Source organism: Morganella psychrotolerans (assembly GCF_001676055.1).
Taxonomy (GTDB): domain Bacteria; phylum Pseudomonadota; class Gammaproteobacteria; order Enterobacterales; family Enterobacteriaceae; genus Morganella; species Morganella psychrotolerans_B.
In genome coordinates this window covers 1-26,407 of sequence record NZ_LZEX01000045.1, presented here as the reverse complement: position 1 = coordinate 26,407, position 26,407 = coordinate 1, and the positions used below count along the sequence as shown (strand labels likewise).

Sequence of the window (26,407 nt, the reverse complement as noted above, 5' to 3'; positions counted from 1 at the left end):
GCACGCCGCTTCATCCCGGGAAATCCGGGCGGAAGCCAAATACCGACTTTGCTGCTGGGTCGCCTGTAGCAGAGATTTTTTTACTCTTTTCAAAGAGAAAAGTTATGATTACTATTAATGCTGAATTACGTAAAGATCAGGGTAAGGGTGCGAGCCGCCGCCTGCGTCGCGCAAACAAGTTCCCTGCTATCGTTTACGGTGGCAACCAGGAACCTGTTTCCATCGAACTTGATCACGATAAACTGATCAACCTTGAAAACAAACCTGGTTTCTACGATGTAGTGACTCTGGTTGTCGATGGTAAAGAAACTAAAGTGAAAGTACAGGCTGTGCAACGTCACCCGTTCAAGCCTAAACTGACACATATCGATTTCCTGCGCGCTTAATTACGCCAACTATCGAGCTTTTATCGGGACGCCGAGTAAATAACGCCGCTTTTGCGGCGTTATTTATTTATGCCCTGCTATCCTTTATTGCCTCTGCGCTGTAACTGATCCCGCAAATTCGGCGGTGTACCTTTAATTGTCAGCGTATCTGTTGCCGCATCCCAGAAAATCCGCTCACCCAGTAACATCGCATCGAAATTGATTGTCATTCCGCCGCCGCTGCCGGCAAATTTTGTCAGTTGGCGAAGTGTACTGCGATCTGCCGGAAAGGACTCTTCCAGTCCGTACTCTTTTTCCTGTGTAAATTCAGCAAAGCTCTGTTCGCCCAATGGCGGCAGCTCTGCGGACAACTCAGTCAGACGGATCTCTTCCCCGCTCTGCAACTGCTCATTGCAGTATTCAGAGACCTGTTTGCGGTACGCCTGACGCTCTTGCTTACCGGCCTGTGTCTCTTCACAGTAATCATCCAGCGCCTGTAACAGACCTTTGTTCTGCACTTTGGCGTTAAACCCTTCGGCGGCACCCAGGAAATCCATGAAGAAATCAGACACTTTACGCCCGACCCGGCCTTTCAGAAAGGTCAGATAACGGACTGATTCAGGATTTGTTTCCCACTCAGTCAAATCAATGCGGGCAATAATATCCGCATGCGGGATATCCAGATAATGTGTGCTGTTCAGTTCCAGGCTCTCATTTACCAGCATACTCTGACAACTGTCCAGAACTGCGACCAGCAGATACTCCACCGCCAGGTAGCGATAATGGGCAAATAATACCACCCCGCCCTGGGCAAACGGATATTTTGCCAGTTCATCTTTCAGCCGCACTGTTGCCGCGCGGGTAAAAGCATGAAATTCTTCCTCTCCCTGACGCTGTAAGCGCAGTGAAGCTGATAACTCACTCTCTTCATTAAATACACCGTACGCTTTACTCTTCGCGCTGTAGACCCGGTGCAGTTCTGCCATCATATCTTCAACAATGGCGGTTTTTTCCAGCGGTGTGTCCCGCAGTACCACTTCCAGTGTCTGCTCATCGCGTTTAATCAATTGATGTAACGCAATCTGAATAATATCCAGACTCATTTTTTGCTCCTCAGCCTCATTTGCGCGTATTCAAACATCGTTATGATACGCGTGCAAGTCTCATTCACACCAGAATACGCCACAACATGGCAACCGACTGAATGCAGAATAAAAAAATGTTTCTTCCTGCGTAACGGCATCCATAATTGAAATAATTTTCTGCAAAAAGCAGAAATACGCCCGCTCATCAGTTATGATATAGAGCTTTGTACAATCAGGATATATACGTTTATGCCACAGTCATCCCGCTACAGTGATGAACACGTTGAAAAGTTACTGGCTGAGCTGGTCAGTGTGCTCGAAAAAAACCGGACACCAACCGATCTCTCGCTTATGGTATTAGGAAATATGGTAACCAATCTCATCAATACCAGTGTTGCACCATCGCAGCGCGTGCATATTGCAGACTCCTTTGCCCGTGCACTGAAATCTTCCGTCAGTGAAGATAAAGCGCATTAACCGCACTCCGGCTGATAACGAAACACTATGGTAACGTATCGTCCGAAATACGGTGACAAAGTCTCCCAGATGATAAGCTGGGGGCACTGGTTCACCCTGTTTAATATACTGCTGAGCCTCGTACTCAGCAGCCGTTACCTGTTTATTTCTGACTGGCCGGGCACACTGACCGGTCGTATTTATGCCATCAGCAGCTGGCTTGGGCACTTCAGTTTTCTGGCGTTCGCTCTCTATCTGCTGATTATCTTCCCGCTCACCTTTGTGGTGATGTCGCAACGTCTTCTCAGGTTTCTTTCTGCCGCTATCGGCACCGCCGGACTGACACTGTTGCTGTTTGATATCGGAATTTATGAACAATTCCGTCTTCACCTGAACCCCGTCGTCTGGGATCTGGTGATAAACCCTGTACAGGGTGAAATGGCGCGGCGCTGGCAATTTATCTTTATTGCTATCCCGGTTATTTTTCTTATTGAGATGCTGTTCGGCACCTGGAGCTGGCAGAAGCTGCGCAGCCTGAACCGGCAAAAATTCGGTAAACCGGTTGCCGTGATTTTTATCACCGCCTTTATTACTTCTCATATTATGTATATCTGGGCAGATGCCAATTTCTATCGCCCGGTAACAATGCAACGCTACAATCTGCCGGTTTCCTACCCGATGACCGCCCGCAAATTCCTTGAGCGCCACGGGCTGATTGACACCAGCAGTTATGAACAGCAACTCCTCCTGCACGGCGACCCGACGGCCCAGGGCGTAGAGTATCCGGTCAATAAACTGAGCTACGCGAACAACGGCAGCGGATATAACCTGCTGCTCGTCACACTCTCTTATCTGGATCAGGACGACATCAGCAAGTCGATGCCGAAGCTGGCGCATTTCGCACAGGAAAGCACGCAGTTCACCCGGCACTACAGCAGTGAAATTGATCCGGAAAAAGCCCAATTCGGGCTGTATTACGGGATCTCAGGCTCATATTATGACGGCATACTGAACGGACGTGTTCCGTCGGCGCTGATGTCTGCACTCAGTGCACAAAACTATCAGACCGGTTTTTTCTCAACAGAAAACTTTACGTCACCACTCTATCGCTATGCACTGCTGGCAGATTACAGCCTGCCACCACTGCGGGATAGCGGAGAAGCGACAGAAAAAAACAGCAGTATTGCTGATGTGGCTGACCGCTGGAGTACCTGGCTGAAACAAACCCGCCCGGGGCAGCCATGGTTTGCACTGGTTAACCTGAGTTCACCAGTACCGCTTAATTCTGATATGACAGATATTGATGATGCTCTGGGCATACTGATACAGGATATCCGGGCACGTGGTGAGTGGGATAAAACCGTCATTATCATTACTGCCGGTGCCAATGATGACGTGAATGAATTAAAGAGCACCTGGGTTACAGACGGGAAATTTAACCGTGGACAGCTGCGCGTACCGTTGCTTATCCACTGGCCTGAAACACCGGCACAAGTTATCAGTAAACTGACCGCACACCCTGATATTATGGCAACGCTGATGCAACGCCTGCTGCACGTCAGCAATCCGCAAAGTGAATACACTCAGGGTGAAGACCTTTTCAGCCCGGCACGACGTAAACCATGGATATTTACCGGAGATAACAACCACCTGGTGATTATCAAACCTGATTCAGCCTCTGTTCTGACATCGCAGGGGAAATATCAGCGTTTCGATGAAAATAATGAAACAATTAAGCATGCCAAGCCGGATATGGCGGAATTATTACAGGTACTGACTGAGCAAAAACGGTTTATTGATACCGATTAACCGGCAGATTCCGCCGGGCTACAGATATAAAAAAACCAACCTCAGTGGGTTGGTTTTTTTATATCTGTTAATTTAGACCATATATATCAATATATGATTATTAATCAATATACTCCGGGCTCACCTTTCGGCCTGGTTTTGAAGCGGCGGTGTGCCCAAAGATACTGGTCAGGAGCTCTCATGATCTCCGCCTCTATGATTTTATTCATTTTATGAACGTCATCCCGCTCATTTCCGCTTGGAAAGCCTTCTATTTCAGGACCAATAATTAAGCTGTAATGCTTATCCGCTGCTTTATTATCATTTCTGACCAGAGAAACCGTCAGTGAAGGTGACCCGGATAAACTTGCTAATATCACCGCACCTTTTGATGTGGAGACATTTTCAACAGCAAAGAAAGGGACAAATACGGTTCCTTTTACACCAAAATCCTGGTCAGGTGCGAACCATATCGCCTGACCTTTCTTCAGCTCATTCACCATAAACCGCAGATTTTTCCTGTCAATCATGCCCTTACCTGAGCGGCACCGTGCTTTTGTCTGAATATATTCCATTGCTTTATTATTATGCGGGCGATACATCGCATTGACAGGAAGGCTCAATCCCATAATCCGGCCGCCAAGCTCCAGTAACATCGCATGCGTACCAATCAGTAAAATACCTGCATTTTTCTTATTTGCATCAGTAAAATTGGATAAGCCGCTGATGGAATATAACTTACTGAGCCTTTTGTCACTCCAGAACCAGGCGATACCGGTTTCAAATAATGCCATCCCCAGAGAGGCGAGATTATCCATAACCATATCATTAATTTCAGAATTTGTTTTTTCAGGGAAACATAGCTCCAGGTTTCGCCTGATTATAGATACACGTCTTTTTATAAAAAACCGTGAGAATTTACCTAAGCGCTTACCGATGAAAAGCAACCACACATAAGGCAATTGAACCAATAAAAACAAAACAAAAACACCAAACCAGGTCAGAAAATATTTCGGGTGAAGTAATTTTAACGAGAACGAATTTTTCGAATACACAGACAAGAGTCCTTCAGAGGCTTAAAAGACCTTCCTTTAAGATTTAGTGAAATTAGACTACATTAAGCAATAAAAGTCATTTTATAATATTTTTTATTTTCAACAAGTATTTAATGTTCACTAAATTCATACTTTTCCGTTACCCAACTCAATCCTGTGAAAAAACAGATAATTCCCCGACAGATAAGCCTTATGTCAATAATACATGTCAATCAGCATTTTTATACTGATCCCCGCAGAGACTAAAATAATCATTGGTCTGATTATTTTCTGGCCTGATGACAGCACAACCCCCGCCCCCAGTCTGGCGCCAATCACCTGACCGGCAAACATCAGCAAGCCTAACGTCCAGATCATTTTTCCGCCTGCAACAAAAAAAATAACTGACGAGGTATTGGATGCCAGATTCAGAAAATTAGAGTGTATTTGTGCTTTATCTATACGATAGCCCAATAATAACATATAACTTATTGTATAAAACGTGCCTGCTCCTGCCCCCAAAAAGCCATCATAAAATCCGATCCCTCCGCCGCAGATAAATGAAAATACAAAATAAGAAACACGCTGCTTTTCTTTTGATTTTGTAATATCCGGCGAAAAAATAAAATAAAGCGTCACTCCGATAATAAGTATTGGGAGTAATTTTTTTAAGAATGACGGATCGATGAACTGAACAAAAATAGTACCGGTTGCCGCACCAAAGAAGGTAGCAATAAAAACCCATTTATTATTTTTTAAATCAATTCGTCCCTGGCGTAAAAAATAAATTCCGGATGTTAATGAACTGCCCAATGCCTGCATTTTATTTGTAGCAAGTGCGTTAGCAGGAGGTAAACCTGAAATCAGTAATGCACTGATGGAAAGAAATCCGCCTCCGCCTGAAACCACATTAATAAAACCGGCTGCAACCGCAACAAAAAACATGATAACAAGCAATGTTATGCTCATGGAAAGTTACTTTTAATATTATGATATTGACCAGTATAAATATAAATCTGCCGGCAAAAAGTGATCTTTACGGAAATATCATGAATAAAAAGTGTTCAGCTGTAATTCTGTGCAGGAAGATCCGCACATTCAGATGACACAAGCCTACTTTGTTAAATATTTGATATAGTAGTACACTGTAATCAGCTATTTCTGACAGGGCATTGATATGTTACGTTACGGCATCCGCATCACCCATATTGTTCGCCATACTCTTCATGCACGTCCGCGTTTTGTAGTTTCACTGTTTGTGGCTCTGATCACTTTTCTTGTATTACTTCCCACTCAAAGCACCCTGATGTGCCTGATTTTCGGCTGGAATGCATTTTCCTGGGTTTATCTGCTGTTTCTGTTTGAACGAATGATCAATAAAAATGTAAAAGATATCCGTAAACTCACGAAAATTGAGGATGAAAGTGCGCGAATGGTGATATTTTTTCTGCTGGCCGGTTGCTGTGTAAGTTTGCTGGTTCTGTTCTTCGCATTAGGCGGGCACGGGGATCTATCCGGACATGACAAAATTTATCCGTATATTCTGACCGCTTCCACTCTTATATCATCCTGGCTGTTACTGCCGGCCGGTTTTACAATGCACTATGCTCATCTTTATTATAATAATGCTGAACAGGATAAGCCCTGGTTAATATTTCCGGATAAACCCGCAGAGCCCGGATATTCTGATTTTATGTATTTCTCCTTTACCATTGCCGTTGCATCACAAACAGCAGACGTTGAAATTGCCTCAACACCAATGCGCCGCGCTGTAATATTACAATCCATTGTCTCTTTTATTTTTAATATGGCTATATTGGGTCTGTGCATCAATATTTCAGCCAGCTTCTTTTAATACGCGGAAGGTAAACATAACCAATGACGGAGATACTCACCCGCTGGATTACAGAATATGGTTATTGGGCAACTTTTTTCGGCACAATGCTCGAGGGTGAAACTGCGGCATTTCTTTCAGGGATAGCAGCACATAATCAGTTATTATCTTATCCGCGGGTAATGTTATTTGCTGCACTTGGTGGTATTGTCAGCGATAATATTTTGTTTTTCACCGGCTATTTTGCCGGTGACAGAATTCTGCCCCGCTTTCGTCGCCATGCTGATAAAATTATCCGTGTGCAACAGATAATTCAGCACAGAGAAAGCCTTATTATTATCGGTATCCGGTTTGCTTACGGATTACGGACAGTTGGCCCGATCATTATCGGTGCGGCAAAAGTAGATCCTCTGAAATTTTTCATACTGAATATTATCGGCGGAATGCTGTGGGGAATTATTATTGTGTCTGCCGGTTATTTTACCAGTGCCGCTGTGCTGGCATTACCACTGCATACTTATCTTTCCTGGTTTATTATTATTGCCGCTATCATTATTCTGATCATGTTACTACGCAGAAAGCGAACCCGCCGCCATTAACCTTAAACAAATACCGGTGATATTCCTGATCGACAGGCATAAAAAAACCCCACCGAAGTGAGGTTCTTAAATCTGCTTAATGGGTGGCTGAATTACAGCGCTACCACATTACCCGCTGCCGGGCCTTTCATACCATTTTCAATGGTGAAAGAAACTTTCTGGCCTTCAGCCAGTGATTTGAAGTTGTCGCTCTGGATTGCAGAGAAGTGAACGAACACGTCTTTGCTACCGTCAGCTGGAGTGATAAAGCCAAAACCTTTATCATCGTTAAACCATTTTACAGTACCAGTGATTGTGTTAGACATTTGTATTTCCTTTAATTTTATCTTGTTGCCATAAGGCGTATTTGCGGTTTGATTTCGATTTACTTATGGGAACTATTAGAAGGAATTCGCTATGTTAAGGTAACTAAAAAGAAACACTTAACGCAGAATGACTAACCGGACTGACATAAATAGGTCTGCACTTCCAAACCAGTGGCAGTATTAAACCACACGAATTCCCGTCACGCAAATCATTTTTTGCTTAATCTTATAAAAACAGGGGTATTTATAAAAGCAGGGACATTCCCGCGGATATCCCTGAACGATATCGTTCGTTATGCCGTCAGCCCCATATAACCGTGGATCCCCATATACAGGCCGACAATTGCGATAAGTGCCGCTGAAAAATAAGGCGCCTTTTTAGCGATATCACTCAATCCCTGCCAGCGGCGGTTAACCTGCCTGACACCAATTGCCGTCACAACCCCTACCGTGACTAATGTCAGCGCAAGCCCGATACTGAAACTGAGCACCATTGTTGCGCCCAGGGTAAACGCTTTCAGCTGCAGACAAATTAGCAGTACCGTAATTGCTGCCGGACACGGGATCAGTCCGCCGGTCAGACCAAACAGTAATATCTGGCTGTTTGTCGCACGGCCATCCGTAAAACGATGTTTAATTTCATCCGCATGCGCCCTGGCATGCGCATCAAGATATTCACTGTCATGATAACCATGGCCGTGATGACGATCATGGTCGTGATGATCATGGTCGTGATGATCATGGTCGTGATGATCATGGTCATGATGAACGTGGTCATGATGAACGTGGTCATGATGAACGTGGTCATGATGAGCGTGGTCATCATGAGCGTGGCTGTGATGCTCATTATGCGGATGGTCATGATGGCCATGACTGTCTTCCTGCACTCCCGCCAGCCAGCCTTTTTCACCGCGGTAGGTCCGCATAAACATCCAGAACGCGGTGGCTGAAATAACGACGGCAGATACCATCTGCAACCAGGGTTCAACCGCTTCGGCAGTAAAGTGCTTACTTATATACATGCCCCCGAGCGCGATAACCCAGACAATAAACGTGTGAGATAATGTCGCTGCCAGCCCCAACAATACCGCCTGCCTGACCGTGCCTTTTACGGCTATTATAAATGCCGCCATCATGGTTTTTGAATGCCCCGGCTCCAGCCCGTGTAATGCACCGAGTGCAATCGCACCGGGGATAAAAAACCACGCATTACCCTGCTGTAATAAAGAAGCAAAATCAGTCATACCTGTGCGCCCGTATTTTCAGAAAGAGAAAGAGTGAACGCAGTATACTCCCCCCCAGTATAAATAAACTACCCTTTTGTCTGACTAAAGTGCTACTATTTTACCCGTTAACTCTATATCACCTTATCTCACAGGGCTGCTATGTCACACACCATCAGGGATAAACAGAAACTTCAGAACCGGGCCAGCAAAATTCAGGGACAAGTAAATTCACTGAAAAAAATGTTGGATGAACCTCATGAGTGCGCGGCTGTTCTGCAACAAATTGCGGCTATACGCGGCGCAGTTAACGGGTTAATGCGGGAAGTGATTAAAGGACACCTGACAGAGCATGTTGTTCATCAGGAAGATGAAGAAAAACGACAGGATGATTTAGATATTGTGCTGAAAGTGCTGGACTCTTATATAAAATAATTTTTTGCACTGTATTTTATCCGGTTATTTATTTCACACTGCCGTGAAATAAAGGTGATGCATTCTGCATCACCTTATAATTACATCAGCTATATTCAATAATTAAATTCTGTTATGATTTTTTTATCGGCATCAACAATCACATTCAGATAAACATCCATAAGCTGCCCGCCATAACGATGTTTTTTAATTGTCATCGAATATTTATTAAATTGCTCACCGGATGCCGCAATTAATATCTCAGTCTGCCTGCCGTTTCTGATAACTTTACTGAGAATATAATCCGGCACATAACGGCTGCGATCACTCATTGCTCTGGCGGCCTGCGGTGAATATTTCATTTTTGTGGCCGCTGAACTCAGCATCAGACGACTTTTCAGTGATGAGACAATTTGCATACTCAGTTTTACGCCGCCGCTGCTGACAGCCCGGGTAGCCCCGCCGCGCATCAGTAAAGAGGTTCGTCCGCACAATTTCGCCACCACACCGCCGACCAACAGCAGATCCAGCGGGTCAAACAACGGTGACTCCAGCGGTATTTCATACACCGTCTGGTAGTGACCATTAATATCATAAATATGATAAACCCCGTTCATGCCATACAAATAACCAATACACAGCCCTGTCGATTCATCAATAATCGGCGTTACACCTTCAGGTACAGATGACTCAACCGGTAATGCAAAAAAATCCCCTTCATTCAGCGGTGATGTAAACTCATGGAATTGTCCGTCAGTCTTATCAAAATTCGACATTGATATATCCTTAATTTAAAAATAAATTCCCTTTAAAGCATGCGCTGAACCGATCTCAGAATAATGCCCGGTTATTATCCCAATGCTACGTGCTTTACGGGAAAGAATATAGAAATATTCTGCCTGACGGAATAATGGAGATAAATATACATATTAATAATTAAGAATTATCCATGTTGTCTGTTTGTGTTTTATTTCATAACACTCATCGCTGTTAATATTGCGTTAATTTATACTGCAATAAAACATTTTATGATAAAACCAGTACTTTCTCTTATTTAGTAAAAAACTCAGTTAAAAGGTCATTATGCATAAGAAACTTATCAATCCGCCCGACTTGTTTAATTCACTGCAATACGGGTTCAGTCAGGCAGTGGAAACCACCGGTACCCGTCAGTTGTTTCTGTCCGGTCAGGTCGGTGTTGATCACAGGGAAATCACCGTGCCCGGCGGAATGCGGGAGCAAACGGCACAATCTGTGGATAATATTGCCCGCGCACTTGCAGCTGCCGGCGGGGATCTTTCTCATGTGGTTATGCTGCGGATTTATATCCGTGCCGGGGCTGATTCACATGATGAACAAATGGCAATTGCGGATGTGCTGAACGAAAAATTTGCCGCCACCGCCCCGGCATCATCCTGGATTATCGTCAGCGGATTATCCCTGCCGGAATGGCTGATTGAGATAGAAGCGCAGGCAGTGCTGCCATAACCGGAAAGGCGCTGTACAGCGCCTGATTTGCATGATATTGATTACCTGAATATAAAAAATAATATTATTGAGACTGTCACCATGCAAGCCGCCACACGCTCGACTATTGCTCTGTTAGCCTCTTCGTTTTTAATTACCATCGGACGCGGTGCCACCATTCCGTTTATGGCGATTTATCTCAGCCGTCAATACGGTATGGCTGTCGATCAGGTGGGTATTGCATTAACGGTGGCACTGACTACCGGCGTGCTTTTCAGTCTCGGCTTCGGAATTATTGCGGATAAATTTGATAAAAAGCGCTATATGCTGGTTTCAATCCTGGTTTATATCGCAGGATTTATCGCCATTCCGCTTACTCACAATATTGCCCTTGTGGTGGTTTTTTTCTCTCTGGTTAACTGTGCTTATTCCGTTTTTGCCACCGTTCTGAAAGCCTATTTTGCTGATACACTGCCACCGGCACGTAAAACAAAGGTGTTTTCCCTGAACTACACCTTTGTCAACATGGGCTGGACAGTCGGCCCGCCTGTCGGCACCGCACTGCTGATGTACAGTGCTAACCTGCCTTTCTGGCTTGCGGCTTTCACCGCATCGTTCCCTGTCTTCTTTATTCAGCGTTTTGTCCGCAGTGTTCCGCCGTCTGCCGCAACCGGCAGCAGCACGACCTGGCAGCCCTCTGTGATGCTTCATGATAAAGCGCTGCTCTGGTTCACACTGTCGGCATTTCTGGGCTCCCTGGTTTTCGGCTCCTTTTCGGCCTGTATATCTCAATATGTACTGACAGTTGCGGATTCGACACTGGCGGAAAAGGTAATTGGTGTGGTCCTGCCGGTTAATGCTGCCGTCGTGGTGTCATTGCAGTACATGGTCGGGCGGCGACTCCGCCAGGAAAATCTGAAAAAGCTGATGACGCTTGGCACCCTGTTTTTTATGGGCGGACTTGCCGGGTTTATGATGGCGGGCAGTAATTTAGTGTTCTGGGGGCTCGCAGCCTTCGTGTTTACCCTCGGTGAACTGATTTATGCGCCGGGTGAATATATGCTGATCGACGGTATTGCCCCGGATGGCATGAAATCAAGCTATTTTTCCGCACAATCCCTCGGCTGGCTGGGTGGCGCGTTTAACCCATTGTTCACCGGTGGTGTTCTGACCAGCTTTCCGCCTGATACCTTATGGCTGATGCTGATTGGTGTCTCCGCCGGTGCCTGGCTCTGTATGATGCGCGGGCTGCGGATTAGTAATGCACATCGCTGAATTGTGAGCGCTGTACCAAATATTTAATATCCGAATAATTAACTATTAAATAGTTAATAATACTTATACTTTGTTACGGCAATATTTCTTGTCCGGGCTATGCTTCTCCTGATTGTTTAATTTTATTTAACTAAAACAGGAGTCGCTTTATGTCACAAAATATACCAATGACGCCCGCTGAAGAGAAAGCCGCGCTTCGTGTTATGGATATCGCGATGAGCTTTACTCTGCCCGGATGTCTGCGTACAGCTGCACAACTGCATCTTGCCGATCATCTCGCAAAGGAACCGCTTTCTGTTAATACGCTGGCAGAAAAAACAAAATCACATCCGGCTCTGCTGCATAAAGTATTCCGGATGCTGACCGCCAACGGCATCTTTACCGCTGATGACAATGATCTTTACGGGCTGAATGCCGAAGCAGAATTTCTGAAAGCCGATCATCCCTATTCACAGCGCCACACCATTCTGATGCTGACAGATGAAACACTGTGGAAACCTGTTGGTCAGGTTACCGATGCCATTCAGGGAAAACCGCCGTTCGAAGACTGTTTCGGTGAATCCTTCTACGAATACCATGAAAAACATCAGGGCGGTGACTACAATTTTCCGTCCGGGATGTCTGCCCTCTCTGAGGTGGAAAACTATTTTGTCGTCAATACTTATGAATTCCCTGAAAAGAGCCGTGTGATGGATATCGCCGGTGGTCTGGGCGGGTTGTTGCTCAGGATCCTGCGGGCAAACCCGACACTTCACGGCATATTGCTTGACCGCCCGCATGTGCTTTCGGACAACCGGCTGTCAGGACAGGGTATGGACGACAGGTGGACTGCCGTCTCCGGTAACCTGTTTGAAGCCCTGCCTGAGTCTGATATTTATATCCTGAAAAATATTATGCAGGACTGGCAGGACGAGCGGGCGCTCGTAATACTGAACAACTGTCGTGAATCCATGCGAAAAGACAGTAAATTGCTGATTATTGAGCCGGTCATCTATCCGGTTAAAAAATTGGATTCCCGTCATGCGATGGATATTCTCTGCCTGACCGCCTTCCCGAACGGCGGCGAACGGACCATACCTGAATTTGAGGCATTGCTGACAAAAGCCGGACTGAAAATTAACCGCCTGATCCCGACCGGCTGCTATGTCTCGATTCTGGAGGTGGTTAAAGCCTGATAATTGATCAGACACAGTGCGTATACCTGCGCACTGTGTCATTGTTATCTTACTTATGTCAAATTCAGGAGCAGGATGCCACGGTGAAGATTTTACTGATTTTACCGTTTGACAGGACGTACCGTTACCGGAAAAGTGCATTTTCTGTTGCCATCAGCTATGCCCCGCTGACCCTTATCACGCTTGCCGCGCTTGTTCCGCCGCACCTGAATGCTGAACTGACACTGACAGATGAAGGCGTTTCCCCGCCGGTCACCACCGGAGATTTTGACCTGGTGGTTATCACCTCCACCGCCTCTTCCTCTCCGCGAGCCTATGCGCTGTGCCGTTATTGGCAGCAGCGCGGAGCATATGTTGCCATGGGCGGCGCGCATGTCACCCTGCAACCTGATGAAGCTGCACATTATGCAGATACCATCATGATCGGCGCAGGTGAACACATCTGGCCGCAATTTTTACAGGACTTTGCGGACGAACATCCGCTTGCCCGCTATCAGCACACACCGGAGCGGGGTTATCTGCCAATGCCGGTACCGCGCCGTGATCTGCTTCCCCGCCGTGCTTACATGAAAATCCCGACAATTATTGCTGATCGCGGCTGTCCGTTATCCTGTGATTTTTGTGCAATACAGCATCAGTGGGGACGCAAAGGGACAGCACGCCCGGTTGAAGAGGTCATTGAAGAGATAAAACTCAGTGGTGAACGGCGCTGGATTTTTCTTGATCCTAACCTGTATGCCGATCGCGGGTACAGCCTCGCGCTCTTCCGCGCCCTGATCCCCCTCAGAATTCGCTGGTCCGGGCTGGCAACGCTTAATGTGACCGACGACGAAGAGGTATTCCGCGCCCTGTGCGACAGTGGTTGTGAAGGATTATTGATCGGGCTGGAAAACCTCAGCCAGCACACCATGATATCTGTCGGAAAGCGCTGTAATCAGGTCAGTGACTATCAGAGGCAAATCCGTCGTCTGCGTGAGAATAAAATAGCGGCACTAGGCTGTTTTGTCCTGGGTTTTGATGAAGATACCCCGGAAAGCATCCGCGACACGCTCCGCCGGATACCGGCTCTCGGTCTGGATCTGGTGCGTTTTTCTGTCCTGACACCGCTGCCGGGCACCCGGTTGTGGGAAAGAATGAAGCAGGAAGGCCGGTTAATCACACAAGACCTGAGTTTGTATGATAACGAGCACGTTGTTTTTCAACCAAAACAGATGCAAGCGGAAGAGCTGAACGCACTGCTGCATGAAGCCTGGCGCGAAACTTACCGGCTGTCTGCTATCGTGCGGCGGGTTTTCAGCCATCCGGGAAACCGCCTGATCCGCCTGGCGGCAAACCTCGGCTTTCGTCTCTATGGCCGCCGTTTGCGCCATGAAAAAACCTCTCTGTTCAGCCCCGCAGTAGTGCCTGATAACACAAGGAAAACTGACTGATGCGTCTTTTGCTTAATACTGTTTTACTGATTTTTTCAATGACGGCAGCGGCTGTGTGTCTGTGGGCAGTCAGTCATCTTTCCTGGTATTGGGCGCTGCCCGCCCTGATTGGCTTTATGCTGGTAAACAATATGCCTTTTGCCATCCTGCATGAGGCGGTTCATGGTGTGGCGGCACATTCTGCAACCGGAAACCGCGTGATTGGTGTGATTGCTGCGTGGGCTTTTCCGACCTCGTTTACCCTCCAGCGCCGGGCACATTTAAACCATCATAAAAATAACCGCACTGATAATGAGCTGTATGATTATTATCTGCCAGACCAACCCCGCTGGTTGCGAAATATCTGGCTCTACGCAGGGAATCTGCTGGGGCTTTACTATTTTTGCGTACTGCTCGGCAACTTTATCTGGTTCTTTGCGCCGGGTGTTTACCGCTCGCGGGTATTTGTCACAAAAATCGCCCCGGCGCTGGGGTTCGGCTCCCAGGTTCCCGAACTGGCAAAACTGCCGCCGCTGACAGTATGGAGTGAGTTGCTGGGGGCCTTTCTCTGGCAGGCGCTGCTGTTCTGGTCGCTGGATTTAAGTGCGGCGGGCTATTTTCTCTGCTTGTGGGCATTCGCACTGCACTGGTCAGCACTGCAATATGTTGATCATGCATGGAGCCGCCGCGATGTAATGAACGGAGCCTGGAACCTGAAAGTTCTGCCGCTTTCCCGCTGGATAGCCCTTAATTATCACTGTCATCTTGCGCACCACCAGCATCCTCAGGCACCCTGGTATCAGTTACCGTCTCTGGTGGATGACCAGCCGCGCCCGACATTCTGGCGGATTTATTTCAGTTTGTGGCGCTATGGCGTGCGCCCTGCACCACAAATGGGCGCACAGGCAGATCTGGATTTTTTATTTCCGCGGGGAAAATAAGGGAAACGTGTTTTTTATTGATAACTCTACCGGTCAGGTGCTACGGCGATAACGGGCAGAACAACGAAAAGCATCCGCGCCATGGATGGCGCGGCTGAGCTTACACGGATGTATTTACAGCGTCTTTTCGTTTTGCCCGTTATCAGCCGCCCCCGGGTTCAGCAAAGAAACTCCGCTGTTATTTTTTATCCGTTGCCGTTTCCGGTTTACCCGCACATTTACGGCGGAACAGGAAGATACCAGCCAGCAGACCAATCACCAGCCCGCCTGCACCGTACATCATGCCGTTCAGTGCAGCAGTTGTTTCATTCAGCAGCGGATTATCGGTAAAATTTGTCCCGATATGAATAGCGCGGATTTTCCATTTGCCCTCTTCAGGTGCAACAACCGCCGTCCAGCGGGTCGGGAAATCATATGTGCGCCCGTCACTTAACTGATATTTCTCCAGACCGCTGCCGTATGCTATCCCCCAGGTTTTATCCGCTGACAGCTCGGTCACCACATCGGCATCAAAACTGATATTCAGCTTTTTCAGGAATTTATCCGGACCAAACCAGGACTCAAAATAGGGTTTTATCGCCTCCCTGCCTGAAATAAACTCCTGCGTAATAGGTGTTGCCCGCAGATTTTCACTCATCACCGGCAGCATTTTGTCATACTCCCCGCTGTTGATAGCGCCGGCAACTGTCGCGATCACCTGACGCAATTCGTCATGAATAGCGCCATCTTCTTCACCGGGCTGCGCATGAAGTGAAAAACTCAATACCATCAATGCACTGATAATGATCCTTTTCATAATAATTTCCTCATTACAGATGAAACAATCACAGCCAGCAGCAACCCGGTAACAACATCTGCCACATGGTGCTGATGAACCAGTAATGTGGAGAGCGCGATCAGCGCCAGCCACAGTAAAAACAGCACCGTCAGCCCTTTTCCGGTATGACGGATAATTGCCAGTACTGCCGCACACGACCAGGCAACGTGCAGCGACGGCACCAGATTATGTGGCTGATCCAGTTCAAACAGTGTCTGATACATAGTCCGGTAAAGCGGGTTATCCGGCAGTTGCCGTACAAAACCAAGCTGTGCCGGAAGCAGAAAAAAGATCAATCCGCCAATCAGCGTCACCGCCATAAAAGTGAATGCAAGCTGCCGGTGTTCGCGGCGCAGCACAAACCACAACGGAGCCAGAATAATCAGGTAAAACGAGCAATACACCCAGATAAACCCGGGTACAAACGGAATAGCCAGTTCAGACGGAACCCATAAGGAATACAGCGTTTCGCGCCCGGCAGTAAACATATTCATCAGCGGATAAAGGGTAAAAAACACCACACTGACCGGGATACACCAAAGCAGGTAACTGAGTGCGCGCTGCGCGAAAGAGTCAGATCCGCCGATCATCAGCCGCCTCCTTTATTGTTATTTCAGCCCGAACCGCATCCGGTGCTTCTTATGCACTTCTTTGCGGAACAATAAGGTATAGCGCCAGAATGTCGCCATGCGGGAAAGAGATTGCAGAGTCAGACGCAGATCAGAAAAGCGGCGGATAATCGACGGCACACTGTTAAACCGGCTGCGGGCACTGTGGCACAGCTCTGTCAGAGTTTCCGGGCTCATCTGCGCGGGCTTAAATGCCGCCTGATTAAAACGGTATTCCGGATGCAACCACCATTTTCCGTCAAACAACAGACGATTTTCCTGAGCAAGCTGCTGATAAAGCGGCGTTCCCGGATACGGCATCAGAATATTATAAGCAGCAAAAGCAAAGCGGTTTTTCAGGGCAAACTCTGTCGTTTGTTCCACACTCTCAGCCGTATCATGATCATAGCCGAGGGTAAACGCCGCCCAGGTTTGCAATCCGAAATCACGCAATATGGCAATTTCTTCACGATATTGTGAAAATTCGCGTAAATTCGGCGATTTTCGCGCATCACGCAAACTGTCCGGGTTAATGGATTCAAACCCCATCACATTTCCCCAGCAGCCACTTTGCTGTAGCTTCATCATCAGCGGGCGGTTGCGGGTGACATCCAGGCTTGCCTGGCTTATCCAGTGAATATTCAGGGGTGTCAGCGCGCTGCATAACTCACTGAGCGCGCCATGATCAGATGCGATATTGTCATCGACAAAAAAGATAAATTTTGGCTTCTGCGTTTCAATCTCACGCACCACTTCATCAATACGGCGGATATAATGCTGCCGTCCGAAATAACGGCTGACAGCACAGAAACGGCAGGCAAACCGGCAACCCCGCGTAAACTGCATCAGACTGATCGGGAGATAGCCTTTACCTTTGAAAATATCACGCCGCGGCAGACAACCACACTGGTTGTGATCGATTTGTCCGACACCGGCAGGCGCGTCATAGCGAGGCTTCAGCCGCCCTTTTTGCGCGTCACGGATCATTTCCGCCCAGCGGGTTTCCGCGTCTCCGGTAAAGACACTATCAGCATGCAATGCGACTTCATCCGGCAGCAGTGTGGCGTGAATACCGCCCATCACCACCCGCACACCCCGGGCGCGGAATTGCGCGGCTATCTCATAAGCACGGCGGGCGGTGAAGGTTTCAACCGTGATAGCGACAAGGTCGGCGGGTTCATCATAAGGAATGCTTTCCATGCGGTCGTCATACAGCACAACCTCGACATCCGGTGGCGTGAGTGCGGCAAGAATGCCGAGCATCAGCGGCTCCATCCGCCCTTCATCAACATAAAGACTGTGTTCGCGCCGCCCGATATTGGGTTTGATCAGTATCAGCTTCATGCTTTTTCCCCCGGCTGTTTCCCTTGTTTGCGGGCAATTTCCCGGTGAGAAACAATATTGACCAGCCACGCCACCCACAATGTGCGCCAGCGCCGTCGCGGACTAAACCGGCAGAGCCGCCGGATAACAGAGCCAAACCGGTAAAACCGGGTTTTGGTCTGAAAACAGAGGGTGGTCAGTTGATCCTTACTCATGCTGCCGGGCGTAAACACCGGGTCGCCGTAGCGGTAATCCGGGTCAATCCACCAGTGCGGTGAAAGCAGCCTTTCCTGTGATTTTAGTCTGTCATACAGCGCTGTACCGGGAGTCGGGTTCAGTAAGTTAAAATTTGCGACTTCCAGCCGGTTCTCTTGTGCAAAGTGCAGACACTGCGCAATGGTATCAGGCGTGTCGTCGTCATAACCAAAAATAAAGGTACCGTAAACGCCGATCCCGCGCTGGTGCAGCGCTGCCACAACCGCGGCATAATCACCTGCTGAATGATTCCAGGATTTTCCCATCTGCCGTAAATTCGCACTGTTCAGGCTCTCAAAACCTATCAGCACAAAACCACAGCCCGCCTGCGCCAACGCATCGAGCATGCTTTCATCACGCGCTATATCAATACTTATCTGGCAGCCCCAGCACCGTTTCAGCGGTGCGAGCATCTGTAAAAACTCATTCAGTGCACGACGACCCGAAAACAGATTATCATCGACAAACAAAATAAAGCGATTGGCGGGCAGAGAAAGGATCTCCTCACGCACCTGCGCCGCCGGACGGGTTCGCACGCCGCCCGGATAAAATGCATGAATGGAGCAAAAATCACAGGCAAAACGGCAGCCCCGCGAGTACTGCACCAGCGAGATGGGCGCATAACGCTTGCCGGCAAAAATCTGCCGGTCAAGTCTGTACTCTGTCAGCGGGCGCGTGTGCTCCCCCTGATAGCGCGGACGCAATGTGCCACATTCTGTGTCCGCGAGCATCTGCTCCCATGCGCCTTCTGCATCACCCAGCAAAAGTGTATCTGCATGGGCGGCGGCTTCATCAGGCATAAAGGTAATGTGACAGCCGCCGAGCGCCACTTTTTTGCCCTGCTGACGAAATTTATCCGCCAGTTGGTAACTGCGCCGGGCGGTAAAGGTTTCAACCGATATCGCAATAAGATCCGCGTCCGGCAGAGAGTCCGGGATTTTTTCCAGGCGATCATCATAAAATGTCAGGTGGTGTCCCGGTGACAGCGCCGCCAGAATACCTATCGCCAACGGTGTCATGGCATCTTTCGTGCGGTAATCTCCCATATTCGGTAGATAAGCACGATGTTCACAACAGAGCCACCTCCGGCCACACAATCCGCCCGTCCCACATAGGCGCTGCCGTCAGATCCACCCCATAGATCCGGGTGCAATATACCGATGCACCGGTACGGGCAATCACATCGCTTGTGCAGATATGACTTGATGGCAGTCCGACTGTCATGATTGGCGTGGAACAAAACAACATCGCTTCCTCAATCAGATCCGGGATCAGCCTGTCATCCGTACATGCAAGGAATGAGAGGAAGCTCTGCGGGATAACATCCCCGATTGCCGGCATCTGCGGACGCCTGGTCATGCCTGCAAAGGCATTATAAACCGGGCGCAGCATCTTCATTTTTCCGGAGTAATTCGCGACCACCACCTGTTTGAATGCCCGCTGATCCCATAGCATCCCGCACGCAACCAGTTGTCCGTTCTGATAACTGCCCAGAACCGTGATCCCGACCTGCTGCATCGCCTTGAGATTCATTGCCGGTGCCAGTTGGCGTGACTCTGCTTCCTGGGCAAAAAAACGCATAACATCCGTATAATCTTCTGGCGGAACCAATTTCCACAGCCCGTGGTTTTTACCCCGGTTTTTGTTAATCGCCAGCGTAGTCATGTTGCTCAGATGACGGTAAAGCGGCAACCCTTCCACCCCCCGCTCCAGTAACCGGCGCGCCAGCAGATTATTTTCCGCAATACTGGTGTAGCAGTGATCCGGTGTCGGTAGCTGCCGCAGGTAGGAAAATCCTGCCTGTAATACTTTCAGATGATTGCGGTATTTCGGTACAATACGCAAGCTGCTGAGGTAGCCCATCTGCGCCTCTTCACCATTCACCCAGCCGGTCTGTATAGTGAGCTGGCACATACCCACCAGGGTGTCGCCGTCTCTGGCCAGTGCCGGATACACCTCCCCGAAATCATCCCGGGGCGAAAAATAGCCCGGGCGACGGGTCATAATCAGTTCCCAATCACCCTGCATGGCGTTCTCTTCAAGGAGCCCGAGTAACTCTGCGATATGCTCCGTTGTCGCGTCAATGACCTCTATCATTTCACCTCTGATAATTTACCTTGCCAATTTTCATCACCAAGCGGGTAGCCGTTACGGCTGCTTATTTCCCGGTGATGCAACCAGTTAATCGGGAAGTAATTGCGAAACATAAAGAAATCCCCCCGGTTACGCCAGCTGCGCTGAAAAATCGATCGTGAACTATAAAATGCCTTCCGTGCTGAGAGGCATCCTTGCGTGACTGCCTCCGGAGACAGTTGTGCCGGATAAAACGGCAGCTCGTTGTAACGGTAGTTATCATCAAGCCACCATTGTTCATAACGCAGGCGCTTTTCCTGCGCCAGACGTTCATAAAGCGGCGTGCCCGGAAACGGCGTCATATGATTAAACGCCGCGATATACATACTCTGCTCCCGGGCATAAGCCACGGCTTCGCCAAAAGAGTCCGGCGTATCACTATCATAGCCGAACACAAAGGTACCGTAGACCGCAATACTATGACGGCGCAGGTTTGCCAGCGCCTGACTGAAGCCGCCTTTCATAGTATTAAAGCCTTTTTTCATCTGCCGCAGGTTAGCTTCATTCAGAGATTCAAACCCGATCAAAACACCACGGCAGCCCGCCTGTGACAGTGCGCGGACAAATTCTTCATCATGGGCGGCATCAATACTCATCTGAGTCACCCAGCGGACACCGGCTTTTGCCAGTTCCGGTAAAACATCACGACTCTCCCGCAGACTACCCGCGAAATTATCATCCACAAAGAAAAACAGATTTTTTGTGCCTTTCAATTCTGCCAGTTCCCGCAGGACATGGTCAGGATCACGCCGCCGGTAACGTTGCTGATAAAATGCCTGAACCGCGCAGAACTCACAGTGAAAACGGCAGCCGCGCCCGGTTTCGATAAGCCCTATCGGCAGATAGCGCTTGCCTGCAAATAAACTGCGATCAACACGTACACCCCGGAGATCTGTCTGTTCCCCGTGGTATTCCCGCTGTAACGTGCCGTGCCGCCAGTCATCAATCAGTGTTTCCCAGACTGATTCTGCCTCACCGGTCACAATTGTATCGGCAAAGCGTTTTACCTCTTCCGGCATCAGCGTGGCATGAAAACCGCCCATCAGCACAGGCACTCCGCGCTTTCTGTACTCGCTTGCAATCTGATACGCCCGTTTCGCGGTGTAGGTTTCCACCGAAATGGAAACCAGATCCGTTGGTTCATCAAACGGGATTGTCTCCAGGCGATCATCATAAAAACGGGTGTCGATATCCGCCGGGGTCAGTCCTTTCAGTGTTGCCACCGGCAGCGGCTCCATCTGCCAAGAGCGCAGATACGCCTCACCGCGCCGGTGACCAATCGCCGGATGAATAAAGGTCAGCCGCATCAGTTGCTGCCCGATTTTGCCGGATGATGCTCTATCGGCCAGTCACAGGTGTAATACTGATGCAGATGATGCGCATAGAAGCGATAACCCAGGTTTGCCGTCAGCGCCAGCGGTTTAAAATTACGCGCCTGCCATAAGCGCCGCGCAATACTGCTGTAGCGGTACACTTTTTTCCATGCCCGCTCATGACCGAGCTCCAGTTCCCGCGCACTCATCAGCGCCGGACGGAACACCACATGCTGCGCGTCATACAGTGACCAGTCGGTAGTTAAGATCCGTTTTTCCTCTTCCAGACGCTTAAACAGCGGCGTGCCCGGGAACGGCGTCAGAACAGAAAAACGCGGTAAATCAATTCCGGCATCAATTGCCAAATCAACCGTGCGGTCAAACACATCCGTGGTATCGTGATCCAATCCGAACACAAAACAGCCCTGAATCGCTATCTTTAAGCGGTGCAAATCACCGATTAATTCTTTGTAATCCACCGAGCCGTTAAATTTCTTTCCTGCATCTTTCAGGCTGCCGTCACTGACGGTTTCCAGCCCCAGCAGCAAGCCTTTACAGCCGCTGCGTGCCATCAGTTCCATCAATTCATGGTTATGAGCAATCAGTACCGTTGATAACCCGAACCACTGAATGTTCAGCGGGATCAGCGCCGTAAACAGCCGTTTGGCGTAACCGATATCAGATACCAGGTTTAAATCGACAAAAATCACTTTCCGTTTGCCGGTGCGCTCCACATAGCGGCGGATATCTTCCGTCACCCATTCCACCGGATGCTGAAACTGTTTTCGTCCCCAGGCGCTCGGCGCGACACAAAATTCACAGTTGTGCGCACAGGAACGGGTGGCTTCAAATACCCCCTGGGTAAGAAAATGTTTTGCATCAAAACGCTCGCGTTCAGGAAATGGTAAATCAGGTATATCCAGGGTGAAATCCGCACTCTGCCGGTACTCCCGCTGCATCGTACCATCCATAAAATCACGGATAAGCTGCGGCCAGCTCTGCTCTGAATAGCCGATACAGACTGTATCGGCATGCTGCAACGCTTCCTGTGGCAGTAAGGTCACGTGCGGTCCGCCGAGCACGACGGGGATTTTTTTTGCCCGGAACTGCGCGGTCAGATCATAGGCGCGCGGCGCATTTCCGGTTATCACCGTCATCACAACAAGATCGGCGGTAAAATCGTCCGGTAACTCCTCAATGCTTTCATCAATCAGCCGGATAGTCGCCGGCAGGGATTTCGGCACTAATGCCGCAAGTGTCGTCAGCGTCAGCGGCTGATAACGCAGAGAACGTTTGAAAATCCCGCCCTGCTTGCGGTACAGCGGTCCTTTAGGTGAGAGCAGCACCAAATCCAGCGGACGCTGAGGTGAATAAATAGTCGGTGTCATCACGGAAACTCCCTGAGGTCAAACATGGTCCGCCAATCAGGTGTCGTCAGCAGCGCCGGGATTTTTATTTCTCCCAGCCGTTTCGATTGTTGTAACTGTAAGCGGAAATAGTGCTCCACCGGCTCATGCAGGCGGTAATATGTCAGCGGATTAAGCTGCCCGAGGCGTCTCGCATAAAGGTACTGCGGATTACTGCACAGATAATGTTCAACCACATCACAGCTCTCCTGTGCCTGCTCATCATTCATATTTGAGTCACTGAGCAGCAGGACATAGCCCGGCGCCTGCGGGTCGGCGGCAAGCACGGCAAAATCCTGCAATGCGGACAGACCGGCGCAGACAAACGGTTCAGTCAGTTTTTCCCCGACCAAATCACTGTTGACACCATCGCGTCCCATAAAACGCAGGTGCGGGATCCCCTCTTCACTGTGACCGGTGCATAACACCCGATCATCAGTCTGATAACGGTACAGCCCGCTGTTAGTGGTCACAATCACACTGTATGTTTCACCGTACTCCAGTTCATCGGCAAGAAAGAGATGCCCGGAGTGGTGGCTGAATTCATAAAAATTACTGTCGATACTCAGGTGCGGATCACCCCCGACAGACGGAATAGTGATCACCGCTTCAGTGGAGAGCAGCCCTTTTCCCTGAAGTGTCACTGACCGAAAGCGCGCCATCAGTGCGCGCGCCAGTGGCCCGGAAGAGGCCTGATCCCAGCAGCTGATCAGTGTCAGCTCAGGCCATAACACCGCTGTATTATGGTTGTCCAGATAATCACAATAACGCGCAAGCGCCGCCGGGTTTGCCGTCAGCGAATGTCCCGCCAGCTTTCCGCCGCTGCACAGCAGCGCGGTAATCTCTGTCTGTCGTGAATCAAGAGCATTGAGCAGCGGAAACAAAAATGCCGGGCTCCAGACCGAAATCAGGCGCAAATCATCACAACATAAAAGATAAACCAGTGTAAGCAACTGCCAGTCTGCCGGGTCTTCCACCCGACCCAGGCTCAGGGGAACCGCTGATAATGAACTGAATGCAGAGAGATTTTCTTCTCCCAGATACAATGCATCACCGCCACCAACCGGTAATCCGCAGGGAGTCTGCGTTATCCGGGTCACCGCCGGGCTCAGCGCCCAGTAAACCCGTCCGTGAGTCAGATCAAATCTGTCTGCCACATCATGTAACCAGCCAATCACGGCGAGGCGGAAATCATGCAGGCCCGCAGCCGTATAGGGCAGCAGTTTACCGCCGCTGTGGCTGCCACCGGTCATTTCAAATGCCAGGGTCGGGCCGTTATAAAGCAGATTTTCCTCACCATCTGCCACCCGGGCTATCCATGGCGCAAGGTCATGATAAGTGGTCAAAGGAACAGTCTGCTGATAATCAAGCATAGATGTTACCGTATCAAAATGATGTAACTGCCCGTAAGCACAGGTTTTATTCGCAGCAAGGCAAGCTGCCAGCCAACGGGACTGGCATTCACGTAGAGAGCATTTTTCAGTACGGGGTGGTGACCAGCGCCGGAAATGACGCCATGCATTATCCATGGCAGAACTCAACGTCGGGCAGGGTAAAAAGTGACTGAAAGCGCGGATGGATATTATCCGGTGTGATTTCACACAGGCAAACCAGTTCATGACCGCAAACATAGTGCGGATTTTTATGCAGGAAAAAAGCGACATCCGGCTTGCTGCGCTGCGCATCAGAAACTGCCGCCATCGTCCGGTTCAGATAACCAAATGCCGTCGGGCATTCCACCACTCCTCTGGCCGGGTTATACAGCACACCGAATTTATCTTTTGCCAGATCCGCGGCTAATTTCGCCAGTTCCGGCTCCTTAATATTACCGTCCCGGTGCGGATAAAACGTCAGCGCCAGCGTACTCATATAGCGGTAGGTGCGCACCCCCTTGACCAGCAAAAACCAGAATACACGCTCATCCGGATACTCTTCCCGCAACAGGGCAATACGACGCAGCCAGGCACCGTGCAGTGTCTGTTGTTTCCAGTGGGAGGGATGCACGATGGTATCGCCTGAATAGACAATCCGGTGTCCGCGGAACGGATAAAACTGTAGTGTGCTGAACCCGACAATCTCCTCACCATACATCAGAAACAGAACTTCCTGTTTATGAGCCAGATCAGACAAAAATTGCTTACTGTCACTGCCGGTGTAATACGCAAAATAGAGTGAGGCCATTTTCTGACGCTGCGCCTGCGATAAACTTTTTACAGATTGAAAATATGCGCGATACGTCATTCTGCCGTCTCCTCCGGTATATTTGCCCGCACGACCAACTTTCCTTAAGTGGAATGTTCATCTTAGCTTTCTTCAGGTCAGAAACAATCAGCGATGCCTGAATCTTTGTTTAATATCATGAAAAACAGAACAGGCACCGGAAAAGAAACCCATTTCCGATGCCGGACGCTAGTTATCATTACTTAATCCGGTATTAAATAACCTAAATTTAGGATTAATAAGATTGTCATTATTTTATTATGTAGCATCCTGCGTCAATCAGACTTCCCCCATATTTTGCCCTGTACGTTTTGCAGTATGATGTCTAAATAATTCCCTGACCTATATGGATAAGGGAATACACGTGCCACATCAGTCAGAGCGATACCGGATAATGACCCTTAATTCGGATGGGGTATCCGTTTTAATCACAGTGATAATTCAGATGTTAACAGAGGGAAAGGTTAATGGAGATAACACCCGATCAGAAGCGTGCAATCTGCACAATACTGGTGGAACAGGCCGGACGCCGTGTCCGCAACACAGAATTAACTGCACTGTGTGATGACGATACTATCACCGCAGCTCTGCACTTTCTTACCCGCCTTATTGAGATAAAACACGCCGAAATTACTGCCGGACAGGCCACCGCATTGGCAGAGCAGCAATCACAAAATCCGCAGATGGTAATGGGTAGCCTCCTCAGTGGTAGTTCCCTCTCCGTACAGAACGGAGAAGCCACAGAGACGGAACCCGCAGTACCGGAAGCGGCAGTGAGTAATACTCCGGCTGAGGAGAGCACAGAAGAGACCGCCGAAGATAGCGCAGCAAAAGCTGCCGATCATATCGCGTCGATTTTTAGTGATAAATCCCTCTTCCCTGAATTCGCAGAACCGGCAGAAAAAACCGATCCGCTGAAAAATCACAGCTGGTTATTTGAAGACACGGACAGTGATGACACT

27 protein-coding genes are annotated in these 26,407 nt (G+C 49.0%); 12 read left to right on the top strand and 15 right to left on the bottom strand.

Annotated elements, in window-relative coordinates; genetic code table 11:
- The first annotated feature begins 104 nt into the window (after positions 1-104).
- The gene (gene rplY / locus AYY17_RS19105) at positions 105-386 is read left to right on the top strand and encodes a 50S ribosomal protein L25 (protein WP_067402840.1); all 282 of its coding nucleotides are present in this window, start codon (positions 105-107) and stop codon (positions 384-386) included.
- Between the two features lie 77 nt (positions 387-463).
- Here rplY and yejK read toward each other — a convergent pair whose 3' ends face one another.
- A complete protein-coding gene (gene yejK, locus AYY17_RS19100; RefSeq protein ID WP_067402843.1) occupies positions 464-1,468 on the bottom strand; it encodes a nucleoid-associated protein YejK in 1,005 nt (334 codons plus the stop codon).
- Positions 1,469-1,699: 231 nt separating this feature from the next.
- On the opposite strand from yejK, the gene AYY17_RS19095 reads away from it, so the two are divergent.
- Positions 1,700-1,927 carry a YejL family protein gene (locus AYY17_RS19095; RefSeq protein WP_067426415.1) on the top strand — a complete coding sequence of 76 codons (228 nt, stop codon included), beginning with the start codon at positions 1,700-1,702 and terminating at the stop codon, positions 1,925-1,927.
- A gap of 27 nt (positions 1,928-1,954) precedes the next feature.
- Positions 1,955-3,715, top strand: coding sequence for an LPS biosynthesis-modulating metalloenzyme YejM (yejM, locus tag AYY17_RS19090; RefSeq protein ID WP_067426412.1), 1,761 nt, complete (start codon positions 1,955-1,957; stop codon positions 3,713-3,715).
- Between the two features lie 104 nt (positions 3,716-3,819).
- Here yejM and lpxL read toward each other — a convergent pair whose 3' ends face one another.
- Positions 3,820-4,749, bottom strand: coding sequence for an LpxL/LpxP family Kdo(2)-lipid IV(A) lauroyl/palmitoleoyl acyltransferase (lpxL, locus tag AYY17_RS19085; protein WP_067402852.1), 930 nt, complete (start codon positions 4,747-4,749; stop codon positions 3,820-3,822).
- 195 nt (positions 4,750-4,944) lie between these two features.
- Positions 4,945-5,697, bottom strand: coding sequence for a TSUP family transporter (locus tag AYY17_RS19080; RefSeq protein ID WP_235845433.1), 753 nt, complete (start codon positions 5,695-5,697; stop codon positions 4,945-4,947).
- A gap of 208 nt (positions 5,698-5,905) precedes the next feature.
- On the opposite strand from AYY17_RS19080, the gene AYY17_RS19075 reads away from it, so the two are divergent.
- Positions 5,906-6,583, top strand: coding sequence for a DUF1345 domain-containing protein (locus tag AYY17_RS19075; protein WP_067402858.1), 678 nt, complete (start codon positions 5,906-5,908; stop codon positions 6,581-6,583).
- A gap of 23 nt (positions 6,584-6,606) precedes the next feature.
- Positions 6,607-7,161 carry a DedA family protein gene (locus AYY17_RS19070; protein WP_067426409.1) on the top strand — a complete coding sequence of 185 codons (555 nt, stop codon included), beginning with the start codon at positions 6,607-6,609 and terminating at the stop codon, positions 7,159-7,161.
- 92 nt (positions 7,162-7,253) lie between these two features.
- On the opposite strand, the gene cspE is transcribed toward AYY17_RS19070, so the two are convergent.
- Together cspE and AYY17_RS19060 are read right to left on the bottom strand one after the other, a co-directional pair.
- Positions 7,254-7,466, bottom strand: coding sequence for a transcription antiterminator/RNA stability regulator CspE (cspE, locus tag AYY17_RS19065; RefSeq protein ID WP_067360990.1), 213 nt, complete (start codon positions 7,464-7,466; stop codon positions 7,254-7,256).
- Positions 7,467-7,759: 293 nt separating this feature from the next.
- The gene (locus AYY17_RS19060; protein WP_067426408.1) at positions 7,760-8,710 is read right to left on the bottom strand and encodes a nickel/cobalt efflux transporter; all 951 of its coding nucleotides are present in this window, start codon (positions 8,708-8,710) and stop codon (positions 7,760-7,762) included.
- A gap of 141 nt (positions 8,711-8,851) precedes the next feature.
- Between AYY17_RS19060 and rcnR the strand changes: the two genes are divergently transcribed.
- Positions 8,852-9,124 carry a Ni(II)/Co(II)-binding transcriptional repressor RcnR gene (rcnR, locus tag AYY17_RS19055; RefSeq protein WP_067402867.1) on the top strand — a complete coding sequence of 91 codons (273 nt, stop codon included), beginning with the start codon at positions 8,852-8,854 and terminating at the stop codon, positions 9,122-9,124.
- Between the two features lie 95 nt (positions 9,125-9,219).
- Here rcnR and AYY17_RS19050 read toward each other — a convergent pair whose 3' ends face one another.
- Positions 9,220-9,879: a hypothetical protein gene (locus AYY17_RS19050; protein ID WP_067426405.1), complete on the bottom strand. Its 660-nt coding sequence runs from the start codon at positions 9,877-9,879 to the stop codon at positions 9,220-9,222.
- Between the two features lie 307 nt (positions 9,880-10,186).
- On the opposite strand from AYY17_RS19050, the gene AYY17_RS19045 reads away from it, so the two are divergent.
- From AYY17_RS19045 to AYY17_RS19025, 5 genes are all read left to right on the top strand, one after another.
- Positions 10,187-10,591: a RidA family protein gene (locus AYY17_RS19045; RefSeq protein ID WP_067426403.1), complete on the top strand. Its 405-nt coding sequence runs from the start codon at positions 10,187-10,189 to the stop codon at positions 10,589-10,591.
- 81 nt (positions 10,592-10,672) lie between these two features.
- A complete protein-coding gene (ydeE, locus tag AYY17_RS19040) occupies positions 10,673-11,845 on the top strand; it encodes an efflux MFS transporter YdeE (RefSeq protein ID WP_067426758.1) in 1,173 nt (390 codons plus the stop codon).
- 149 nt (positions 11,846-11,994) lie between these two features.
- Complete coding sequence (locus AYY17_RS19035; RefSeq protein WP_067426401.1) at positions 11,995-13,020, top strand: methyltransferase; 1,026 nt, start codon at positions 11,995-11,997, stop codon at positions 13,018-13,020.
- A gap of 83 nt (positions 13,021-13,103) precedes the next feature.
- Positions 13,104-14,450, top strand: coding sequence for a B12-binding domain-containing radical SAM protein (locus AYY17_RS19030; protein ID WP_202906441.1), 1,347 nt, complete (start codon positions 13,104-13,106; stop codon positions 14,448-14,450).
- The gene (locus tag AYY17_RS19025) at positions 14,450-15,370 is read left to right on the top strand and encodes a fatty acid desaturase family protein (RefSeq protein WP_067426398.1); all 921 of its coding nucleotides are present in this window, start codon (positions 14,450-14,452) and stop codon (positions 15,368-15,370) included. The genes AYY17_RS19030 and AYY17_RS19025 overlap by 1 nt, the downstream gene beginning before the upstream one ends.
- A 178-nt stretch (positions 15,371-15,548) precedes the next feature.
- Here the strand turns inward: AYY17_RS19025 and AYY17_RS19020 are convergent, their stop codons facing one another.
- Genes AYY17_RS19020 through AYY17_RS18980 form a run of 9 tightly spaced genes read right to left on the bottom strand, consistent with a single transcriptional unit; the run spans position 15,549 to position 25,466 of the window.
- Complete coding sequence (locus AYY17_RS19020; RefSeq protein ID WP_067426396.1) at positions 15,549-16,166, bottom strand: YybH family protein; 618 nt, start codon at positions 16,164-16,166, stop codon at positions 15,549-15,551.
- A complete protein-coding gene (locus tag AYY17_RS19015; RefSeq protein WP_067426394.1) occupies positions 16,163-16,777 on the bottom strand; it encodes a phosphatase PAP2 family protein in 615 nt (204 codons plus the stop codon). The genes AYY17_RS19020 and AYY17_RS19015 overlap by 4 nt, the downstream gene beginning before the upstream one ends.
- An 18-nt stretch (positions 16,778-16,795) precedes the next feature.
- Positions 16,796-18,139 carry a B12-binding domain-containing radical SAM protein gene (locus tag AYY17_RS19010; RefSeq protein WP_067426392.1) on the bottom strand — a complete coding sequence of 448 codons (1,344 nt, stop codon included), beginning with the start codon at positions 18,137-18,139 and terminating at the stop codon, positions 16,796-16,798.
- Positions 18,136-19,419, bottom strand: coding sequence for a B12-binding domain-containing radical SAM protein (locus tag AYY17_RS19005; protein WP_067426390.1), 1,284 nt, complete (start codon positions 19,417-19,419; stop codon positions 18,136-18,138). Before AYY17_RS19005 ends, AYY17_RS19010 begins: the two co-directional genes overlap by 4 nt.
- 22 nt (positions 19,420-19,441) lie before the next feature.
- Positions 19,442-20,470, bottom strand: a complete 1,029-nt coding sequence (locus AYY17_RS19000) for a GNAT family protein (protein ID WP_067426388.1) — start codon at positions 20,468-20,470, stop codon at positions 19,442-19,444.
- Entirely contained in the window at positions 20,467-21,813 is a 1,347-nt protein-coding gene (locus AYY17_RS18995; RefSeq protein WP_067426386.1) for a B12-binding domain-containing radical SAM protein, read from the bottom strand. The genes AYY17_RS19000 and AYY17_RS18995 overlap by 4 nt, the downstream gene beginning before the upstream one ends.
- Positions 21,813-23,207, bottom strand: a complete 1,395-nt coding sequence (locus AYY17_RS18990) for a B12-binding domain-containing radical SAM protein (RefSeq protein ID WP_067426384.1) — start codon at positions 23,205-23,207, stop codon at positions 21,813-21,815. Before AYY17_RS18990 ends, AYY17_RS18995 begins: the two co-directional genes overlap by 1 nt.
- Positions 23,207-24,754: a GH3 family acyl-acid amido synthetase gene (locus AYY17_RS18985; protein ID WP_067426382.1), complete on the bottom strand. Its 1,548-nt coding sequence runs from the start codon at positions 24,752-24,754 to the stop codon at positions 23,207-23,209. The genes AYY17_RS18990 and AYY17_RS18985 overlap by 1 nt, the downstream gene beginning before the upstream one ends.
- On the bottom strand, positions 24,747-25,466 hold the full coding sequence (locus AYY17_RS18980; RefSeq protein WP_067426380.1) for a hypothetical protein: 720 nt from the start codon (positions 25,464-25,466) through the stop codon (positions 24,747-24,749). Before AYY17_RS18980 ends, AYY17_RS18985 begins: the two co-directional genes overlap by 8 nt.
- Positions 25,467-25,912: 446 nt before the next feature.
- Here AYY17_RS18980 and AYY17_RS18975 point away from each other — a divergent pair.
- Positions 25,913-26,407 (top strand): hypothetical protein (locus tag AYY17_RS18975; RefSeq protein WP_156656745.1); only part of this gene is annotated, 495 nt, incomplete at its 3' end.

Excerpts from the sequence above, each read along its gene's own strand:
- yejK (WP_067402843.1), bottom strand. The coding sequence starts at position 1,468 with ATGAGTCTGGATATTATTCAGATTGCGTTACATCAATTGATTAAACGC.
- AYY17_RS19070 (WP_067426409.1), top strand. The coding sequence starts at position 6,607 with ATGACGGAGATACTCACCCGCTGGATTACAGAATATGGTTATTGGGCA.
- rcnR (WP_067402867.1), top strand. The coding sequence starts at position 8,852 with ATGTCACACACCATCAGGGATAAACAGAAACTTCAGAACCGGGCCAGC.
- AYY17_RS18995 (WP_067426386.1), bottom strand. The coding sequence starts at position 21,813 with ATGCGGCTGACCTTTATTCATCCGGCGATTGGTCACCGGCGCGGTGAG.
- AYY17_RS19035 (WP_067426401.1), top strand. The coding sequence starts at position 11,995 with ATGTCACAAAATATACCAATGACGCCCGCTGAAGAGAAAGCCGCGCTT.
- AYY17_RS19005 (WP_067426390.1), bottom strand. The coding sequence starts at position 19,419 with ATGGGAGATTACCGCACGAAAGATGCCATGACACCGTTGGCGATAGGT.
- AYY17_RS18990 (WP_067426384.1), bottom strand. The coding sequence starts at position 23,207 with ATGACACCGACTATTTATTCACCTCAGCGTCCGCTGGATTTGGTGCTG.
- AYY17_RS19000 (WP_067426388.1), bottom strand. The coding sequence starts at position 20,470 with ATGATAGAGGTCATTGACGCGACAACGGAGCATATCGCAGAGTTACTC.
- ydeE (WP_067426758.1), top strand. The coding sequence starts at position 10,673 with ATGCAAGCCGCCACACGCTCGACTATTGCTCTGTTAGCCTCTTCGTTT.
- AYY17_RS19015 (WP_067426394.1), bottom strand. The coding sequence starts at position 16,777 with ATGATCGGCGGATCTGACTCTTTCGCGCAGCGCGCACTCAGTTACCTG.
- AYY17_RS18980 (WP_067426380.1), bottom strand. The coding sequence starts at position 25,466 with ATGACGTATCGCGCATATTTTCAATCTGTAAAAAGTTTATCGCAGGCG.
- AYY17_RS19020 (WP_067426396.1), bottom strand. The coding sequence starts at position 16,166 with ATGAAAAGGATCATTATCAGTGCATTGATGGTATTGAGTTTTTCACTT.
- AYY17_RS18985 (WP_067426382.1), bottom strand. The coding sequence starts at position 24,754 with ATGGATAATGCATGGCGTCATTTCCGGCGCTGGTCACCACCCCGTACT.
- AYY17_RS19060 (WP_067426408.1), bottom strand. The coding sequence starts at position 8,710 with ATGACTGATTTTGCTTCTTTATTACAGCAGGGTAATGCGTGGTTTTTT.
- rplY (WP_067402840.1), top strand. The coding sequence starts at position 105 with ATGATTACTATTAATGCTGAATTACGTAAAGATCAGGGTAAGGGTGCG.
- AYY17_RS19095 (WP_067426415.1), top strand. The coding sequence starts at position 1,700 with ATGCCACAGTCATCCCGCTACAGTGATGAACACGTTGAAAAGTTACTG.
- AYY17_RS19080 (WP_235845433.1), bottom strand. The coding sequence starts at position 5,697 with ATGAGCATAACATTGCTTGTTATCATGTTTTTTGTTGCGGTTGCAGCC.
- AYY17_RS19025 (WP_067426398.1), top strand. The coding sequence starts at position 14,450 with ATGCGTCTTTTGCTTAATACTGTTTTACTGATTTTTTCAATGACGGCA.
- AYY17_RS19010 (WP_067426392.1), bottom strand. The coding sequence starts at position 18,139 with ATGAAGCTGATACTGATCAAACCCAATATCGGGCGGCGCGAACACAGT.
- AYY17_RS19045 (WP_067426403.1), top strand. The coding sequence starts at position 10,187 with ATGCATAAGAAACTTATCAATCCGCCCGACTTGTTTAATTCACTGCAA.
- cspE (WP_067360990.1), bottom strand. The coding sequence starts at position 7,466 with ATGTCTAACACAATCACTGGTACTGTAAAATGGTTTAACGATGATAAA.
- yejM (WP_067426412.1), top strand. The coding sequence starts at position 1,955 with ATGGTAACGTATCGTCCGAAATACGGTGACAAAGTCTCCCAGATGATA.
- AYY17_RS19050 (WP_067426405.1), bottom strand. The coding sequence starts at position 9,879 with ATGTCGAATTTTGATAAGACTGACGGACAATTCCATGAGTTTACATCA.
- AYY17_RS19075 (WP_067402858.1), top strand. The coding sequence starts at position 5,906 with ATGTTACGTTACGGCATCCGCATCACCCATATTGTTCGCCATACTCTT.